Genomic DNA, 17165 nt, shown 5'->3' with positions numbered 1-17165 from the left:
CAGGCTCCGGGCGGTATCCACACGGACGGTTCGGGGCGGCCGGGGGTGCGGATGCCCCGGATCGATGGATGCGCCGGAAATTCGACGCCGTGTTCAGTGCTGCTCACTACCCGTCACGGCGGGGTGGCTCGTCGCGGTCCGCGAGCGCCGCGAACAGCGCGCTGTCGTCGTCGACCAGGCCGCCGGAAGGAGTCTCGACGGGCAGCCCGAGCCGGCCCCGGCCGCGGCCGCGCATGTGCTGCGGCGGGCGGCGGGCCGGCCTGCCCGCGCGGGCCAGCGGCACGGCCAGCACCACGGCCTCGACGGCCAGGACGATGACCCAGGCCACGGTGAGCCCCAGCGTGCCCGAGTGGAGCGCTCCGGCCGTCGCCCCGGCCACCTCGAAGACGGCGCCGACCAGCACGACGCCCGCGGCCTCCGTGGTCCGGCCCTGCACCCGGCGCAACGCGACGTAGTGGTCCTTCACGATGAGCGGGATGCCGGCCAGCACGATGACCCGCAGCTCGCTGAGGCCCTCGAGCGCGTAGGCGTCACCGAAGGCCAGCAGGATCGGCCGCGCGATCGGGTAGAGCACGACGCAGGCGGCGAGACTGGCGGCCATGCCCAGCGGCAGGGTCAGCCGCATCCGGGAGATCAGCTCCCGCTCGTCGGCGTCCGCGGCGGCGAACAGGCCGATCGCCATGGCGTACGGCAGGACGAAGACGAACCCGGCCACCAGCCGGACGGTGGAGAAGTAGCCGTTGTCGGTGGCCGACAGGACGACCGTGACGACGAGCGAGAGCAGCAGCGGCGGGGCCTGCAGCGCGAGGTTGAGCGCGTGGTGGCTGGCGGCCGCCCTGTGCAGGCCGCGCATGGTGCGCAGGTCGAAGAGGCGCTTGCTCTCCTGGTGCTGGAGCCCGCCGCGGGTCCGCCACATCACCACCGGCAGCGAGACCAGCGTGCCCAGCGTCCACGACAGGTAGATCGCCATGCCGCCGTCGGCGCCGCCGAAGGAGAGGGCGAGCAGGAAGCCGATCTTCGTCACGCTCGCGATGACGTTGCGCTCGAGCTGGAGCAGCCCGCTGCCGAGCGCCAGCACGGCCTGGTCGAGGACGAGGGTCATGCCGGTGAGGGCCACTCCGACCGCGAAGAGGAGCGCCACCTGCGGGCTCGAGCCGACCTTGGCCAGCTCGTCCGCGCCCACGAGCTGCGCGCCCACGGCCAGCAGGAGGCCGAGGACGAAGCTCACCGCGGTGGACAGCACCAGCGCGGTCCGGACGAGCAGCCGGCGCCGGCTGAGCGCGACGCGCGTCATCTCGCGGATGAGCAGCGTGCCGAGCCCGAGCATGCCGATCGACCCGAGCAGCTGCATGGACGACGTCGCCGCGCTGGCGAGGCCGACCGACTCCACGGAGAAGCGGCGGGCCGCGACCGTCCAGTAGACGAAGCCGAGGATGCTCGTGATGGCCTGGGTGCCGACCAGAGTTGCGGTGACGGCGGCGACCCGCTCGAACCCCTTGAAGCGCTGCAGTGGGGCGAGCGCTCTTGCGGTAATCGGCATTCCTGCTTCCTGGTTCTGCCGCCCGCGCTCACGTCGAAGGGACGGCCCGGAGGGAGCGCCCTCCGAGTGCCGCGCCTCCGGCGGCCGCACCCATGCTAGGGGTGCGGCCGGCCGGGAGCCCGGTCACCCGGTGATCGTCACCCGGTCGACGACGAGCGAGGCCGGGAAGGCCGTCGACGCGTCGGGCGCGCCGCCCCAGTCCCCCCCGACCGCGAGGTTGAGGATCAGGTAGTACGGCTTCCCGACCGGCCACTGCTGGCCGGAGCGCATGTCGGCCCGGGTCGCCGTGAAGTATTCGCGGCCGTCGACGCTGAAGGTGACGTAGTTCGGTGTGACGTCCATCGCGTACGTGTGCATGCCGTTCGCGAGCGGGACGCCGGTGTCGTAGCCGAGCCCGACGTCGGACACCCGCTGGCTCAGCCAGCCGAGCTTGTCGCTCGCGTCGCCGAGGCCGTGCAGGTGGCCGAAGACCGTGGTGGGCTGGCTGCCGAGGTACTCCATGACGTCGAGCTCGCCCGACCGCGGCCAGTCGACGGAGTCGATGTCGGCGCCGAGGCTCCAGAACGCCGGCCACAGCCCCTTTCCCGCCGGCACCTGCATGCGCGCCTCGACCCGGCCGTACGTGAACGTCTGCCGGCCCTTGGTCTCCAGACGGGCGGAGGTGTAGTCCTGCGCGCCGTACCTGTCGGCCCAGCGCTCCTTGCGGGCCGTGATGACCAGCCGGCCGTTGCCGTCCAGGTAGCTGTTGGACCGGGAGTCGGTGTACGCCTGCAGCTCGCCACCGCCCCACGGGCCGCTGCCGACCCGGCGCCCCCAGACCGCAGCCGGGGCGGAGCCCGCGGGCCCGGTGAACTCGTCGGTGAAGACCGGGCCTGCCGACGAGAGCGGCCCGGCGGTGGTGACGGACAGCCCGTTGACGAGGGTCTGGCCCTTGCGCGCCACGAAGCGCAGGGTGAGCTTGCCGCTGGTGACGGGCACGACGCCGGTGACGTGGTACGCCCACCAGCCCCGCGCGGTCGCCACGATGTCGACGCCGGTGGCGATCGGGACGGGCGTGCCGTTGCCGTCGGCCGCGGTGACGTCGAAGACGCGGGCGCCGGGCTTGGCGCCGGTCGCGTCGGAGAGGAGCAGGTCCACGGCGTAGCGCGCCGCGGCCGGGACGTCGACCGTCCACGACGTGGCGCCCTGGCGGGCGGACCTGTACAGCGCCTCGCTCGCGGAGCCGGCGATGCCGCCCCACACCGGGACCTGCGAGCCGCCGACGAGCCCGGTCGCCGGCGCCCACACCGCTCCGGTCACGTCGGTGATCGGGGTCGTGCCGGTGGTCTGGCGCAGCGTCCAACTGCCCGCGGCCGTCGGGGCCGCGGGGGCGGTGGGGACGGGGGCGGGAGCGGGCGCGGCGGCGGGCACCGGCACGGCCCCGGGGGCGGCCTCGAAGGAGAGCGAGTCCAGGTGCAGGTTGCGGTCGCACGCCGCGGTGCGCACGTCGTTGACGTAGCGGACGGCGACGCTGTGGGCGCCCGCCTCCCAGGAGCCGGGCAGCCGGTACGTCGCCCAGGAGCCCGCCGCGCTCACCGTGACAGTCGAGACGAGCTTGCCGTCCACGGTGACCTCGGCCTGCGGGGCGCCCTGGCACTGGTCGCCGCGGGCGCGCAGCAGCAGGGCGGCGGCCCGCATCGTGGTCGGGACGGTCCCGGTCGCGGCGTCCGGCGACCAGAGGAAGAGCTCGCGGCCGCCGGACGCCGTGGTGTCGGCGTACGTCGTGCCGCTCGCGGCGGGCAGGGAGAGCGCCTCGGCCTCCACGGCACCGGCCGGCACGACGGCGGCGGCGGGCGCGGAGGGGAGCAGGGCGGCCAGGGCGGGCAGGGCGGCGAGAGCGATCGCGCGCCGGACGAGAACCGGGGTCACGGGCCGAATCGTCGGCTCGTCGGGCGCCCGGCTTGAGCCGATGTCCGATCTTGATACCCAGTGTTTCCCGACTGCTCCCCCGGCCCGCCCGGAACAGGGCCCCGGCCGGACCCATCCGGCCCCGCCGCCGCTCCGAACACATCCGTAGGGGTCGCAACGTCGCGCGCCCGAACGCCGACCGTGCTCGCCGATCCTGGAGGTTGCATGCCCACGTCCCCGACCCATCGGGAGACGGCGCCGCGACGCGACGCCCTGCCCGACCTCGAGGCGCCCGTGCGCCCGCAGGACGTCGGAGTCGTCGTCTGCGCCTACACCCTGGACCGCTGGGACGACCTCGTCGCCTCGGTCACGAGCCTGCTCGGCCAGGACGAGCCGGTCGGCGAGGTCGTGGTCGTCATCGACCACAACCCGGAGCTGCTGGCGCGCGCGCAGGAGCGCTGGCCCCAGCTGGCGGTCGTCCCCAACGCCGGCGCGCAGGGGCTCTCGGGCGCTCGCGACACCGGCGTGGCGGCCACCACGAGCCCCGTGGTGGCCTTCCTCGACGACGACGCCGCAGCCGCCCCGGACTGGTCCGGGCGGCTCGCCGACGCGTACTTCGCCGGCCCGGTGCTCGGCGTGGGCGGCCACATCGAGCCGGCCTGGCCGGCCGGGCGCCCGACCTGGTGGCCGCCGGAGTTCGACTGGGTGGTGGGGTGCTCCTACCGTGGGCTGCCCACCCGCCGGTCCCCGGTCCGCAACAGCATCGGGGCCAACATGAGCTTCCGCCGCAGCGTGCTGGAGCACGTGGGCGGCTTCGAGGGCTCCATCGGCCGCGTCGGCACCCGCCCCACGGGCGGCGAGGAGACCGAGCTCTGCATCCGGGCGCGGGGCCGGTTCCCCGGCGCGGAGGTGGTGCACGAGCCGGCCGCCGTCGTACGCCACCGCGTGACGCCGGAGCGGGCGACCCTGGGCTACTTCCGGCGCCGGTGCCTCGGCGAGGGCCTCACGAAGGTGCAGGTCGGCCGGCTGTCCACGCACGACGAGGCGCTGTCCAGCGAGCGGGCGTACGTCCTGCGCACGCTGCCCACCGGCGTCCTGCGCGGCCTGGCCAGCCGCGACCCCCGCCGAGGCGTGATGGTGGTGCTCGGGCTGGCATGGACCGGCTGGGGCTACCTCGCCGCGCGGGTGCGCGCGTGAGGGCGGCCGGCACCTCCTCCCTGCCCGCCGCCGGCCCCGCCACGGGCGCGGCCGTGCCCGGGACGCCGGACGCCCCCGCCGGTGACCCGCCCCGTCGCGGCGCGCACTGGGCGCCGCGCCGGCGCGGGGGCGCGCTGCTCGCCGTGCTCGTGGCGCTCGCCCTCGTCGTCGGCGGGGCGGCGTGGTGGGCGTCGTCCCGGCCGGCCGACACCGACCCGACCGGCTTCGTCAGCCGGTCGACCGCCGCCAGCCGCGCCCTCGTCGATGCGGCCGGCGGGCGCTGGGAGCCCTCGTCCGGGCTGCGCGGCGGCGTCGAGAAGCAGGTGACCGCGACGGTCGACGGCACCGCCAACCCGGAGCTCTACCAGCACTACCGCGAAGGCGTCACCGACTGGTCGATCACCGTCCCGGTGCCGGGGCGCTACGCCGTGGACCTCATGCTCGCGGACTTCACACCCGGCAGTCCCGGCGACCGCGTCTTCGACGTACGCGTCGGAGACCGCGTCCTCGCCGAGGGCTTCGACCCGGCGGTGCAGTCCCCGGACGGCACCCGCGCCCTGCACGTGACCGGCATGGTCGACGTGGACGGGCCGGAGCTGCGCGTCTCCTTCACCGCTGTCGCGGGGCAGCCGGTGGCCAGCGCCCTGTCGGTGATCGGGATGGGGCCGACGACCGGGGCGCGCACCCTGCTCGACGAGCAGTTCGACGGCCCCGCCGGCGCCGAGCCGACCGGGCCGTGGCGCCGCGCGACGCAGACGCCCACCGACACCGGCGAGCTGCAGGCCTACACCGACGACCCGTCGAACAGCGCGCTCGACGGCGACGGGGCGCTCGCGATCACCGCGCGCCGGGAGCCGTTCCTCTTCGACGGCGGCAGCGCCGACTACACCTCGGGCAAGCTCAGCACCGAGGGCACGTTCAGCTTCACCTACGGCCGCGTCGAGGCACGCATCTCGACACCGGCCGGCGCGGGGCTCTGGGCCGCGTTCTGGGCGGTGGGAGCCGACCGCGCCCAGGTGGACTGGCCGCGCAGCGGCGAGTACGACGTGATGGAGGTCGTCGGCAAGGAGCCCTCGACGGTCTACGCGCACGTGCACGGGCTCGGCGACGACCAGGACCCGCTCGGCTGGCGCGACCAGCCGGTGAGCAGCCTCGGGCTCGGCCGCGACACCGGGTCCCCGCTCAGCGAGGGATGGCACGTCTACGCCGCCGACGTCCAGCCGGGGGCCATCACCTTCAGCGTCGACGGCCGCCCGTACTTCACCGCTGCAGCCGTGGACCAGCGGCCGGGGCAGGACTGGCCGTTCGACTCGCCGTTCTACCTCGTCCTCAACCTCGCCGTGGGCGGCGAGTGGGCGGGCCCGCCGGACGGGGGGACCACCTTCCCCGCGCGCATGCTGGTGGACCGGGTCCTGGTGACGTCGTAGAAGATGGAGACGTGGACTCGCGCCGGTGGCCCTTCCGTCGAACCGCCGGACCAGCAACCCCCTGCACGTCGTGTGGCCATCCCCGCCGGGCGCACGAGCACCTCCGACGCGGGTCGGACTGCGCGCTCTGCGAGTGCACGCGCTTCCGCCGCCGGTGGAGGCCGTAGGCGCGTGCGCACCGCCCGGACCCCGGCCGTCACGACGCCGACGCCCGTTCAGGCGCCCATGCCGGTGCCCACGCCGATGCCGGTGCTGACGCCCGATGCCACCGCCGTCGAGGAGGACGACCCGCCCGCGAGGGGGCGCACGCTCACCGGCCCCGTCACGCTGCTCATGGCGGTCGGCCTGCTGCTCGTCGCGTGGACGGCGGCGCGCGGGCGCGACGGCGACCCGATCGCCTCCACCGAGACGGTCTACTGGGCCGGGCTCGGCCTGATCTTCGTGCCGGTCGCGGCCCGCGTCCTCTGGGCGCGCACCCCCGCCCCTGAGCGGCTGGTGCTCTCCCTGCTGCTGCCGCTCGCGCTCTTCGGCACCCGCGCCCTGCTCTACCCGACGCAGTTCGTCTTCCACGACGAGCTCGCGCACGCGAACACCCTGCGGGTCCTGCAGAACACCGGGCACCTGTTCGGGAACAACGCGCTGCTGCCCGCCTCGTCGTCCTACCCCGGCCTCGAGATCGCGACGTCAGCGGTCGAAGCGGTCACCGGGCTGCCGGACCGGCCCGCGGCGCTGGTCGTGCTCGGCCTGGCGCGGTTGGTGATGACGCTCGCCCTCATCGGTGTCATGGCGCGGGTCACCGGGTCGATGCGCATCGCCTGCGTGGCGGCTCTCATCTACACGTGCAACCCGCAATATCTGTTCTTCAATTCGCAATACAGCTATCAGACGTTGTCGCTGCCGCTGGCTCTGCTGACGGTGTACCTCATCGTCGACCGCAGGGTCCCCGGCTGGCGCGGCGCGGCACCCGCCGCGGCGGCCCTCGGCGCGGTCGTGGTCACGCACCACCTGACCGCGATGCTGCTGGTCGGCGCGCTGGTGCTGTGGTGCCTGCTCGAGCTGGTGCTGCGCGGCCGGACGTCGGACAGCAAGGTGCTCGCCGGGCTCATCGGCCTCGGCACGCTGCTCGTCCTGGCCTGGGCGCTGCGCCCCGGGAACACGGTCACCCACTATCTCGGCGAGATCGCCCAGAGCTCGGCCAACGACGTGTCGAGCCGGGTCAAGGGCGAGGAGTCCCGCCAGCTGTTCTCCGACGGCAGCGGCGAGACGACCCCGGCGTGGCAGCAGCTCGCCCTGGTGGCGAGCCTCGGCCTGCTCTGCGCGGCCATCCTGCCCGCGCTCTGGCACGCCCGCGCCGTGTGGCGCCTCCGCGCCGCGCTCGCGCTCTTCCTCTGCGCCATCGGCGCGGCGTACCCGGTCATCCCCGCCGGCCACATCACCCCCGCCACGTCCGAGGTCACGGACCGCGCCTCCGGCTTCCTCTTCGTCGGCGTCGGGCTCCTGCTCGGGGCCTGGCTGGTGCGCCGGTGGCGGCTCTCGCGCTGGGTGCCTGCCGCCGTGGCCGTCGTCCTGGTCGGGGTGGTCTTCGTCGGCCAGACGATCCTGGGCTCGGGGCCACGCTGGTCGCGCGTGCCGGGGCCCTACCTCGTCTCGGCCGACTCGCGCAGCGTCGACGCGGACAACATCGCGGCGGCCCGCTGGGAGGCCCGCAACCTCCCGCCCGGCGAGCGCGTGCTCGCCGACCGGGTGGGCCGGCTGCTCGCCGGCGCCATCGGCGGCCACCATCCGGTCACGCACCTGGGCGACCGGATCGACGCCTCCCAGGTCCTGCTCGGGCCGGAGTTCACCGACCGGGACGCCGAGCTGATCCGCGAGGGGAGGATCGCGTACGTCGTGATCGACCTGCGCGACGCCACCGGGCTGCCGCGCATCGGCGTCTACTACGAGAGCGGCGAGCTCGGCGGGGAGGGGCGCACCGAGCCGGTGTCCCGCTCCGCGCTGACCAAGCTCGCCGCCGTCGAGGGCGTGCAGCGGGTCTACGACAACGGCTCGATCCAGATCTACGACGTGAGGGCGCTGCGTGACGCGAGCTGACACCCGGGCTCCTGCCCACATGCGCAACGCGGGCGTCCCGCTGCTCGGGGGCGCGGCGACCCTCGTGGTCGCGGCCGTCGCCCTCGCGGTGGCGGGCGCGCCGGCGTACCTGCGCGCCCCGGTGGCCTCGCTCGCGGCCCTGGCCGTCGTGCTCGCCGCGGCGCCGCGGGGCAAGGGCCTGCGGCACCTCGTGCTCGTGGCGGTGGGGTCGCTGCTCGTCGGCGCCGTGCTGCTCGGCGTCGTGCTCGACGTGGTGCCGGGCGGCATCACCCGCACGTCCTGGGCGCTCGGCATGGGCCTGCTCGGGCTGCTGGCCCTGGGCGTGGCCGCCCGGCGCGGCGTCCCCGAGACCTCCGTCCCGGCGTGGCCGGCGCTGCGGGCCGGCCACCTCTGGTACGCCGCGGCCGCCCTCGTCGTCATCGCGGCGGTGGGCGTGTCCGTGACGTCTGCCCGCGACAGCGAGCGGGCGCCGCTGCAGCTCGCGCTCGAGAACCCCCGCGACGGCCGGGTCGACGTCGTGCTCACGGCGAGCGGGCGCTCGGGCCCCTACGACCTGGTGTCCGTCGTGGGGGAGCGGCGGCGCACGCTGGACAGCGACCTCGTCGTCAGCCCGGGACTGCCGCTGCGGCTCACGGTGCAGACCGCGCCCGGCCGGCGGACGCAGCTGCTGCTCGTCGACAGCGCGCACCCGCGGAGCGCCCCGCTGCGGACCCTCGTCGTCGACGCGGGCTGAGCCGGCGGCGGGGCGTGCCGTCGCACGCCCGCCGTGGTGGGTCAGCTGCGCGTCACGGGGCGCTGGCCCGCAGCGCCATCGACGCCAGCCGCACCGGGTCCTCGTCGCAGCCCGGGTAGACCACCTGGTCGAAGCTCCCACGCGCGGACGTCACACGGGCCGGGATGCCGTACGCCACGGCGCGGTCGGCCAGCGGCCGGGTCACCACGGCGTTCGCTCCGATCACGACGTCGTCGCCGATCGAGATCGCGCCGGTGACGACCGCCCCGGGCCCGATCCACACCCGGTCGCCCAGGGTCGGGACGCCCTTCTCGCCGCGTCGGCTGCTCCGCCCCAGGGTGATGCTGTGGGTGAGGTTGCAGTTGGCCCCCATCGTGACGGCGCCGATGATCGTCGTGCCGTGGTGGGCGATGTGCAGGCCCGGGCCGATGTCGGCGTGCTCGTTGATGCGGATCCCGTTGGTCATCTCCATGAGCCGGGCGAGGGCGAAGTGCAGGATCCGCCCGGCCGTCCGCAGGGCCTGGCCGGCCTCGCTGCTCGGCTGCGACAGGGCGACCGCCCGGCCGAACCGGTAGACGAGGGTCGCCTGCAGGCCGGGGCACACCGCGACCGCACGCAGCACCTCCGCCCGCCCGCTGCCGGCCACCCCCTCGCCGACGCCGTCCAGGCGGAGCATGTGCACGTAGCGCGCGATGTCGGCACGGGCCGCGGCGAACGCGTCCGCGCGAAGGGACCGTGCGCGCTGCAGGCGGAGCACGTGGCCTCCCGGAGTCGTGGAGAAGGGGCTCGACGCCGGCACGACGAGGCGCCGACGGCGACTGCCGCGACGGGCAGGGGAGCGGGAGCGGGGACAGCGGGTGCCGGCGCCGGTGCCGGGCTGGGCTCCCGGCACGCGAGCAAGCGGGCAGCAGCGTCATCGTAGCCGGGAACGGCCTGCGAGAGCCGCTGCGAAAAACCACTCGAAGAGCCCCCATCCACCCCGCGGTCGGCTCCGAATCTCTCTGTGGGGCTTCTCCTCGCTGCGCAGCGTCGCGCGCGACGTCGCCTCCCCGGTGCCGACGAGGGCAGCCGGGGGACGGCGCCCGCCGAGAGCTCTCGCCCGCAGATACCGACCAGCCCCAGGGGGATGCACGTGCCTGACCACGACGAGCGGATGTCCGCGCTATCGAGCATGAAGGTGCTGGTGACAGCGGCCCGCCGCGACCTCGACCCGGACGGCCCGACCGTGAGCGTCGTCGTGCCTGCGATGAACGAGGCGCGCAACCTGCCGTGGCTCGCCAAGCACATGCCCGGCGGCGTCACGGAGATCGTCCTCGTGGACGGCAACTCGGTCGACGACACCGTCGATGTCGCGCGCAGCCTGTGGCCGGACGTCCGCGTCGTGACGCAGACGCGCCGTGGCAAGGGCAACGCCCTCGCGTGCGGCTTCCACGCGGCCACCGGCGACATCATCGTGATGATCGACGCCGACGGCTCGATGGACCCCGGCGAGATCCCGTTCTACGTCGACGCGCTCGTCGCCGGCGCGGACTACGCGAAGGGCAGCCGCTTCAACCCCGGCGGCGGGTCCAGCGACATCACGCGTGTCCGCAGCCTGGGCAACAAGGCGCTCAACCTGCTCACCAACTCCGTCCACGGCACCCGCTACAGCGACCTCTGCTACGGCTACAACGCCTTCTGGCGCCGCATCCTCCCGGTGCTCGCGCTGGACCCGGGCGAGCCCGGCGAGGCCGCCGCGGAGAAGCGCTGGGGCGACGGGTTCGAGGTCGAGACCCTGATCAACATCCGGGTCCACACGGCCGGGCTGCAGATCGCGGAGGTGGCGTCCTTCGAGTCCGAGCGGCTCTTCGGCAGCAGCAACCTCAACGCCGTCTCCGACGGCCTGCGTGTGCTGCGCACGATCGCCATCGAGAAGCGGGACGTGATCAGCGGCGCCCGCGTCCGCGCGCTCGGTGCCGCCGCCGCGCGCCCGGCCCCGACGCCGCTGCCCACGCCCGCCGACGAGCTCGTCGTGACCGCGGGCGTCGTGGCCCGTGAGCTCACCGAGATCAAGTCCATGGACGAGGCCGACGTGGACGAGCTCGACGACGCCGAGGTGCGCTCGCACCTGATCGACCTCACCGCGCGGGAGGTGCCTGCCGCCCGCGGTACGACCACGCGCGTCAACGGCCGCGGGGACGTGGCGGTCTGATGGGCGGGGCGGACCGGCCGTTGCGCGTCCTGCAGCTGGCCGCGCGCTACCTGCCGGACCTCGGCGGCATCGAGACCCACGTCCACGAGGTGGGCAAGCGGCTGGCGGCGCGCCCGGGGGTCGACCTCACGGTCGCGGCCTCGGACCGCACCGGCTCGCGTCCGCGGCTCGAGCAGGTCGAGGGGTTCGACGTCGTACGCCGGCGTGCCTGGCCGGCCGAGCGCGACTACTACGTCGCCCCCGGCCTGGCGCAGGTCGTGCGGACGGGGGGCTGGGACGTCGTGCACGTGCAGGGCGTGCACACCGCCGTGCCGCCGCTGGGGATGCTCGCGGCGCTGTCCGCGCGGGTCCCGTTCGTCGTGACGTTCCACACCGGAGGCAACTCCTCCGCTGCGCGCAACGCGGTCCGGGACGCGCAGTGGAGGGCGATCGCGCCGCTGCTGCGGCGCGCCGACCGGCTGGTCGCGGTCAGCCGGTTCGAGCGGCGCCTCTTCGCGAAGGCCACGGGCCTCGACGAGGAGCGGATCGCGGTGGTCCGCAACGGCGGGTCGCTTCCCGAGGTGCCTGCCGGCGTTCGCCCCGTCGCGGGCCGCGTCGTCTCCAGCGGGCGGCTCGAGCGCTACAAGGGCCATCACCGGGTCATCGCCGCGTTGCCCGCGCTGCGGCGGCTCGTCCCCGAGGCTCACGTCCACGTCCTCGGCGCCGGGCCCTACGAGCCGGAGCTGCGGGCGCTCGCCGAGCAGCTCGGCGTCGCCGAGGCCGTCGAGATCCGCTCCGTCCCCCCGGGTGACCGGGGCGCGATGGCACGCAGCCTCGCGGAGGCCTCCGTCTTCGCGACGTTCTCCGACTACGAGGCGCACCCCGTCGCGGTGATGGAGGCGCTCACCCTGGGCGTCCCGGTCGTCGGCACGGACATCGCCGGGGTCGCCGACCTCGTCGAGGACGGGCTCGTCGACGGCATCGCCCCGGGTGCCACTCCCGAGCAGGCGGCCGGCCTGCTCGCCGCCGCCATGGGCAAGCCCCGCACGTCCCGGCAGGTCGACCTGCCGACGTGGGACACGGCGGCCGACGCGCTGGAGCGCATCTACCGGGAGGTCGCCGCCGCTCCGCGCCGGGCGCCGGTCCTTCGGAAGCAGAATGCGGCGAACTCTTCTTCGGTGAAGGCGAGCGCTGCTGACCGGGCGCCCGACGAGGAGGCCGCGTGACGGCGGAAGCTCCCGCGCCGGTGCGCGCCCCGGGCACGGGCGCGCCGCTGCGCGTTGTCCACGTGGTGCCCGGCCTGGCTCCCGGCGGCGCGGAGAACCAGATCGAGTACCTCGTCACCCGCGGCAGCACGCAGGCGCGGGCGGTGTGCCTGTACCTCACGGGCGAGATCGGCGACCGGATGGCGGCCCGCGGGGCGCAGGTCGAGCTGCTCGGCATGGAGGGCGTGGCCAAGGGCACGGCGGTGCTGCGGCTCGCGCGGCTGCTGCGCAGGGCCCGTCCGGAAGTCGTGCACGTCCACCTGCTGAGCGCGCAGCTCTTCGGGATCCTCGCCGCGCGCCTGGCCCGGGTCCCGGTGGTCGTCTCGACCGAGCACTCGATCATGGCCGACATGCTCGAGGGGCGGCCGAAGACCCCGGCCCTGCGCGCGACCTACCGGGCCCTCGAGAGGCTCGCCACCCACACCGTCGCGGTCTCAGCGACCACGCGCGAGCGGCTCGGGGAGTGGGGCGTCGACCAGCGACGGGTCACGGTCATCGACAACGCGGTCGACTTCCCGGCGCTCGCCTACGACGCCACCCTGCGCCGGCAGGCGCGCGAGGACCTCGGGCTCCCGGCCGCGGCACGGGTCATCGGCGCGGTCGGCCGGCTCGACCCGGTCAAGCGGTTCGAGCCGCTGCTGCGCGCCGTCGCGCCCCTGCTGCACGCGCGGCCAGAGGCGTACCTCGTGATCGCCGGCCACGGGGCGCTGCACGACCGGCTCGTCGAGGTCGCGGACGAGCTCGGCGTCTCCGCGCAGGTCCGCCTGCTCGGCCCCCGGCGGGACGTGCCACGGCTGCTCAACGCCTTCGACGTGCTCGCCAGCCCGTCCCGGGACGAGACGTTCGGCATCGCGATCGTGGAGGGCCTGGCCAACGGGCTCCCCGTCGTCTACGCCGAGTGCCCGGCGCTCGACGACGACGGTCTGCGGCCGGAGTGGGCCACCCATGTCCCCGGCGCGCTCGCGCCCGCGGACGAGGAGGACGCTCTGCGCACCGCCCTGGCGGCCGCCCTGGACGGCGCGGGCACCGACGGGGGCCGCCACCCCGTGCCCCGGGCGCTGGAGGAGCGCTACGGCCTGCCGGCGATGCTCGCGGCGACCGAGGGGCTCTACGCCCGGCTGCTGTCGTCGCGACGGTCCAGCAGGGGCGACGGCCACGACGGCGCCTAGACTCGGCAGCGATGGCATACCTCGACCACGCAGCCACGACGCCGATGCTGCCGGAGGCGGTCGCGGTGATGGCTTCGCTGCTCCCGACCGTCGGCAACGCCTCGTCCCTGCACGCTGCGGGCCGACGGGCACGCCGGGTCGTCGAGGAGTCGCGCGAGCAGCTGGCGTCGGCGCTCGGCGCCCGCCCGAGCGAGGTCGTGCTGACCTCCTCGGGCACCGAGGCGGACAACCTGGCGGTCAAGGGGCTGTACTGGTCGCGCCGCCGGGCAGACCCGCGCCGCCGCCGCGTGCTCGTCAGCGCGGTGGAGCACCACGCCGTCCTCGACGCCGCCGCCTGGCTGGCCGAGCACGAGGGCGCGGTCGTCGAGCTGCTGCCGGTCGACGGGACGGGCCGGCTCGACCTCCCGGCGCTGGCCGCGACCGTCGCGCGCGACCCGGCCTCGGTGGCGCTGATCAGCGTCATGTGGGCCAACAACGAGGTCGGCACCGTGCAGCCGGTCCGCGAGGTCGTGGCGCTCGCCGCCGAGCACGCGATCCCGGTGCACTCGGACGCGGTGCAGGCGCCCGCGCAGCTACCGGTGTCGTTCGCCGACAGCGGCCTCGCCGCGATGACCGTCACCGCCCACAAGCTCGGCGGGCCCATCGGGGTCGGGGCGCTCCTGCTCGGGCGCGGCGTCCCGCTCGTGCCGCTGCTGCACGGCGGCGGGCAGGAGCGCGACGTCCGCTCCGGCACCCTCGACACCCCAGCCGTGGCCGCCTTCGCCGCCGCCGCCGCGCTGGCCGTCGAGCAGCGCCCCGAGCGCGCCGCCCGGCTCGCCGCGCTCCGTGACGACCTCGTCCGCGGGGTCCTGGAGCAGGTCCCCGACGCCCTGGTCAACGGCGACCCCTCGCCGGAGGGCCGGCTGCCCGGCATCGCGCACCTGTCCTTCCCCGGCTGCGACGGGGACTCCCTGCTGCTGCTGCTCGACGCGCGCGGCATCGAGTGCTCGACCGGGTCGGCGTGCTCGGCCGGCGTCCCGCAGCCGAGCCACGTGCTGCTCGCCATGGGGGTGGCGGAGGAGCGGGCGCGCGGCTCGCTGCGCTTCAGCCTCGGTCATACCTCCACCCCGGGCGACGTCGAGGCCGCGGTCGCCGCGCTAGCCCCCGTCGTGGAGCGGGCGCGGCGCGCGGGCAGCGCCGGCCAGGGGCGCTCCTCCGCTCGCGAGCGCGTCGCCGGCGCCGTGCCGGCCGGGGCCTGACGTGCGCGTCCTGGCCGCCATGTCCGGCGGCGTCGACTCCGCCGTCGCCGCCGCCCGGGCGCTCGACGCGGGCCACGAGGTCACCGGCGTCCACCTCGCCCTGGCGTCCGGCGCTCCGGACCGCTCGGGCCGCTCGCGCGGGTGCTGCACCCCGGAGGACGCCCGCGACGCCCGCCGCGCCGCCGACGTGCTCGGCATCCCGTTCTACGTGTGGGACCTCGCCGAGCGGTTCGCCGAGGACGTCGTGCAGGACTTCCTCGACGAGTACGCCGCCGGCCGCACGCCCAACCCGTGCCTGCGCTGCAACGAGAAGATCAAGTTCGCGGCCGTCCTCGACAAGGCGCTCGCGCTCGGCTTCGACGCCGTCTGCACCGGCCACTACGCCCGCGTCCTCGACGGCCCGGACGGCCCCGAGCTGCACCGCGCGGTCGACGTGGAGAAGGACCAGTCCTACGTGCTCGGCGTGCTCGACGCCGGCCAGGTCGCCGCGGCGATGTTCCCGCTCGGCGCCGACCGCAAGGCCGACGTCCGCGCAGAGGCGGCCCGGCGCGGGCTGGCCGTGGCCGACAAGCCCGACAGCACCGACATCTGCTTCGTCTCCGACGGCGACACCGCCGGCTTCCTGCGCGAACGTCTGGGAGACGCGCCGGGCGAGGTCGTCGACGAGACCGGGGCCGTGGTCGGCGCCCATTCCGGTGCCTACGCGTTCACCGTCGGGCAGCGGCGCGGGCTGCGCATCGGGCGCCCCGCGGCCGACGGCCGCCCGCGCTACGTCCTCGAGATCTCCCCGGTCTCCAACCGGGTGGTGGTCGGCCCCGCCGAGGCGCTGGACGTGACCGAGCTGGTCGGCGTCCGCCCGCGCTGGCCCGGCCCCGTCCCGGCCGGGGCCTTCCGCTGCGCGGCCCAGGTGCGCGCGCACGGGGACGCCGTGCCCGCCACCGCGTACCCGGAGGAGGGCCGGCTCGTCGTGCGGCTCGACGCCCCGGTCCGCGGCGTGGCCCCCGGCCAGGCGGTCGTGCTCTACAGCTCGACCCGGGTCCTCGGGTCGGCCACGATCAGCGGGGCGGGCGCTCCGGCCGCCCGGGCCTCCGGAGCCACCCAGGCGGGGCGGTCGGCGGGCTGACCCGGCGGCGGCGTCACGTCCCGGCGCTCGAGACGGCGCACGTCAGGGACGGCGAGCGCGGCCAGCGCGGCGGCCCCCGCGGCGAGGGCGGCGACGGTCGCGGTCGCCCGCGGTGAGGTCATGTCCGCCGCGTGGCCGGCGAGCGCCTGCCCCAGCGGGACCGCGGCCAGGCTCCCGAGCAGGTCGAAGGAGTAGACCCGGCTGAGCGTCCCGTCGGGCACGTTCTCCTGCAGCGACACCTGCCAGGCGACCTCGAACACCTCGCTGCCGACGCCCGCGAGCAGGGCGGCGGCCATCAGCGCGGCGAGCCCGGGCGCCAGCCCGAGCACCAGCAGGGCGGGCGCGACGAGCAGCGTCGCGGCCACCCCGAGCCCGAGCATGCGCGGGACGCGCAGCCGCAGGGCGAGCACGCCTCCCAGCACCATGCCGACGGTCAGGGCGGCGGCGACGAGGCCCCAGCCGGCCCGGCCCACGGTGTCCTGGGCGATCACCGGCCCGAGGGTCATCCAGGCGCCGGCGAGGGCCGCGTTCACCACGAAGGCCTCCGCGACGACGACCCACAGCCACCGCCGGCGGGCGAACTCGCGCCAGCCCGCCCGCAGGTCCGCGACCAAGCTGGGCCCGGGGGTGGCGGTGGCCGGCGCGACGCGCATCCGGGCGAGGCAGGCCCAGGCCAGCGCGTACGCCGCGGCCGAGCCGGCGAACCCCCAGGCGAGGTCCACGGCGGCGATGAGCACGCCGGCGACCGCGGCGCCGCCGGTGAACGCCAGGTTGGCCCCGATCCGCAGGACCGCGTTGGCCTCGCGGAGCCGGTCGGGCGGGACCGTCTGCGGGGTCAGGGCCTCGCTCGCCGGGAAGAGGAACGCCGACGCCGCCCCCGCGACGGCCTCGAGCACGGCCAGCAGGGCGAGCGAGCCCGGCCCCGCGAACAGCATGGCCGCGATCCCCGCTTGGGTGAGCACGCTGACGGCGGTCGCCGCGAGGACGACCCGGCGGCGCGGGAAGCGGTCGGCCACGACGCCGCCCGCGAGCAGCAGGAGCACCTGCGGGGCGGACCGGGCGGCGAGCAGCAGGCCCAGCGTCGCGGCGCTGCCGGAGATGTCCAGGACGGTGAAGGCGAGCAGCAGCGGGGCCGCGGCGGTCGCGAGAGCGGCTGCCAGTCGCGCCGCGAGGAGGGCGCGAAAGGCCGGGCGGCGGAGCAGGCCCCGGACGGCCGTCTGCCGCCGTCGCCGTCCGCTCCTGCGGGTGGCCCGGCTCGCCGTCGACGCCGAGTACTTAGAGAACATTCGGGGTTACTCTACGTGCAGTCGCTCTAGAGCTGTCGA

General features: G+C 75.7%; 12 protein-coding genes and 1 pseudogene. 9 read left to right on the top strand and 4 right to left on the bottom strand.

The window, feature by feature from the left end; all coding sequences use genetic code 11:
* Positions 1-106: 106 nt before the first annotated feature.
* Both G9H72_RS05525 and G9H72_RS05520 read right to left on the bottom strand, forming a co-directional pair.
* Positions 107-1540, bottom strand: coding sequence for a lipopolysaccharide biosynthesis protein (locus tag G9H72_RS05525; RefSeq protein WP_166168664.1), 1434 nt, complete (start codon positions 1538-1540; stop codon positions 107-109).
* 123 nt (positions 1541-1663) lie between these two features.
* Positions 1664-3448, bottom strand: coding sequence for a family 16 glycosylhydrolase (locus G9H72_RS05520; RefSeq protein ID WP_166168662.1), 1785 nt, complete (start codon positions 3446-3448; stop codon positions 1664-1666).
* A gap of 204 nt (positions 3449-3652) precedes the next feature.
* Between G9H72_RS05520 and G9H72_RS05515 the strand changes: the two genes are divergently transcribed.
* The 4 genes from G9H72_RS05515 to G9H72_RS05500 all read left to right on the top strand — a co-directional run bounded on the left by G9H72_RS05515 (position 3653) and on the right by G9H72_RS05500 (position 8875).
* A complete protein-coding gene (locus G9H72_RS05515; RefSeq protein ID WP_166168660.1) occupies positions 3653-4624 on the top strand; it encodes a glycosyltransferase family 2 protein in 972 nt (323 codons plus the stop codon).
* Positions 4621-6051, top strand: a complete 1431-nt coding sequence (locus G9H72_RS05510) for a family 16 glycosylhydrolase (protein ID WP_166168658.1) — start codon at positions 4621-4623, stop codon at positions 6049-6051. The genes G9H72_RS05515 and G9H72_RS05510 overlap by 4 nt, the downstream gene beginning before the upstream one ends.
* A 171-nt stretch (positions 6052-6222) precedes the next feature.
* Entirely contained in the window at positions 6223-8142 is a 1920-nt protein-coding gene (locus G9H72_RS05505) for a hypothetical protein (RefSeq protein ID WP_166168656.1), read from the top strand.
* Positions 8129-8875, top strand: coding sequence for a hypothetical protein (locus G9H72_RS05500; protein ID WP_166168654.1), 747 nt, complete (start codon positions 8129-8131; stop codon positions 8873-8875). Before G9H72_RS05505 ends, G9H72_RS05500 begins: the two co-directional genes overlap by 14 nt.
* Positions 8876-8927: 52 nt before the next feature.
* On the opposite strand, the gene G9H72_RS05495 is transcribed toward G9H72_RS05500, so the two are convergent.
* On the bottom strand, positions 8928-9632 hold the full coding sequence (locus tag G9H72_RS05495; protein ID WP_166168652.1) for a serine O-acetyltransferase: 705 nt from the start codon (positions 9630-9632) through the stop codon (positions 8928-8930).
* A 414-nt stretch (positions 9633-10046) separates the two neighbouring features.
* Between G9H72_RS05495 and G9H72_RS05490 the strand changes: the two are divergent.
* The 5 genes and pseudogenes from G9H72_RS05490 to mnmA form a co-directional block, all read left to right on the top strand.
* A pseudogene (locus tag G9H72_RS05490) lies at positions 10047-10793 on the top strand (glycosyltransferase family 2 protein); the annotation flags it as partial.
* Positions 10794-11065: 272 nt separating this feature from the next.
* Complete coding sequence (locus tag G9H72_RS05485) at positions 11066-12271, top strand: glycosyltransferase family 4 protein (RefSeq protein WP_166168650.1); 1206 nt, start codon at positions 11066-11068, stop codon at positions 12269-12271.
* A complete protein-coding gene (locus G9H72_RS05480) occupies positions 12268-13479 on the top strand; it encodes a glycosyltransferase (protein ID WP_166168648.1) in 1212 nt (403 codons plus the stop codon). The genes G9H72_RS05485 and G9H72_RS05480 overlap by 4 nt, the downstream gene beginning before the upstream one ends.
* Before the next feature lie 11 nt (positions 13480-13490).
* Complete coding sequence (locus tag G9H72_RS05475; protein ID WP_166168646.1) at positions 13491-14717, top strand: cysteine desulfurase family protein; 1227 nt, start codon at positions 13491-13493, stop codon at positions 14715-14717.
* A gap of 1 nt (position 14718) precedes the next feature.
* A complete protein-coding gene (mnmA, locus tag G9H72_RS05470) occupies positions 14719-15840 on the top strand; it encodes a tRNA 2-thiouridine(34) synthase MnmA (RefSeq protein WP_331272007.1) in 1122 nt (373 codons plus the stop codon).
* Here the strand turns inward: mnmA and G9H72_RS05465 are convergent.
* A complete protein-coding gene (locus G9H72_RS05465; protein WP_166168644.1) occupies positions 15738-17126 on the bottom strand; it encodes an MFS transporter in 1389 nt (462 codons plus the stop codon). The genes mnmA and G9H72_RS05465 overlap by 103 nt on opposite strands.
* Positions 17127-17165: the final 39 nt, after the last annotated feature.

Origin of the sequence: Motilibacter aurantiacus (assembly GCF_011250645.1) — a bacterium.
Lineage (GTDB): Bacteria > Actinomycetota > Actinomycetes > Motilibacterales > Motilibacteraceae > Motilibacter_A > Motilibacter_A aurantiacus.
The sequence above is the reverse complement of the archived record's forward strand: the minus strand, read 5'-3'. Positions and strand labels throughout refer to the sequence as shown.

Bases quoted from the DNA above. Each gene is read 5' to 3' on its own strand.
- G9H72_RS05525 (WP_166168664.1), bottom strand. From the start codon at position 1,540: ATGCCGATTACCGCAAGAGCGCTCGCCCCACTGCAGCGCTTCAAGGGG.
- G9H72_RS05515 (WP_166168660.1), top strand. From the start codon at position 3,653: ATGCCCACGTCCCCGACCCATCGGGAGACGGCGCCGCGACGCGACGCC.
- G9H72_RS05485 (WP_166168650.1), top strand. From the start codon at position 11,066: ATGGGCGGGGCGGACCGGCCGTTGCGCGTCCTGCAGCTGGCCGCGCGC.
- G9H72_RS05475 (WP_166168646.1), top strand. From the start codon at position 13,491: ATGGCATACCTCGACCACGCAGCCACGACGCCGATGCTGCCGGAGGCG.
- G9H72_RS05465 (WP_166168644.1), bottom strand. From the start codon at position 17,126: ATGTTCTCTAAGTACTCGGCGTCGACGGCGAGCCGGGCCACCCGCAGG.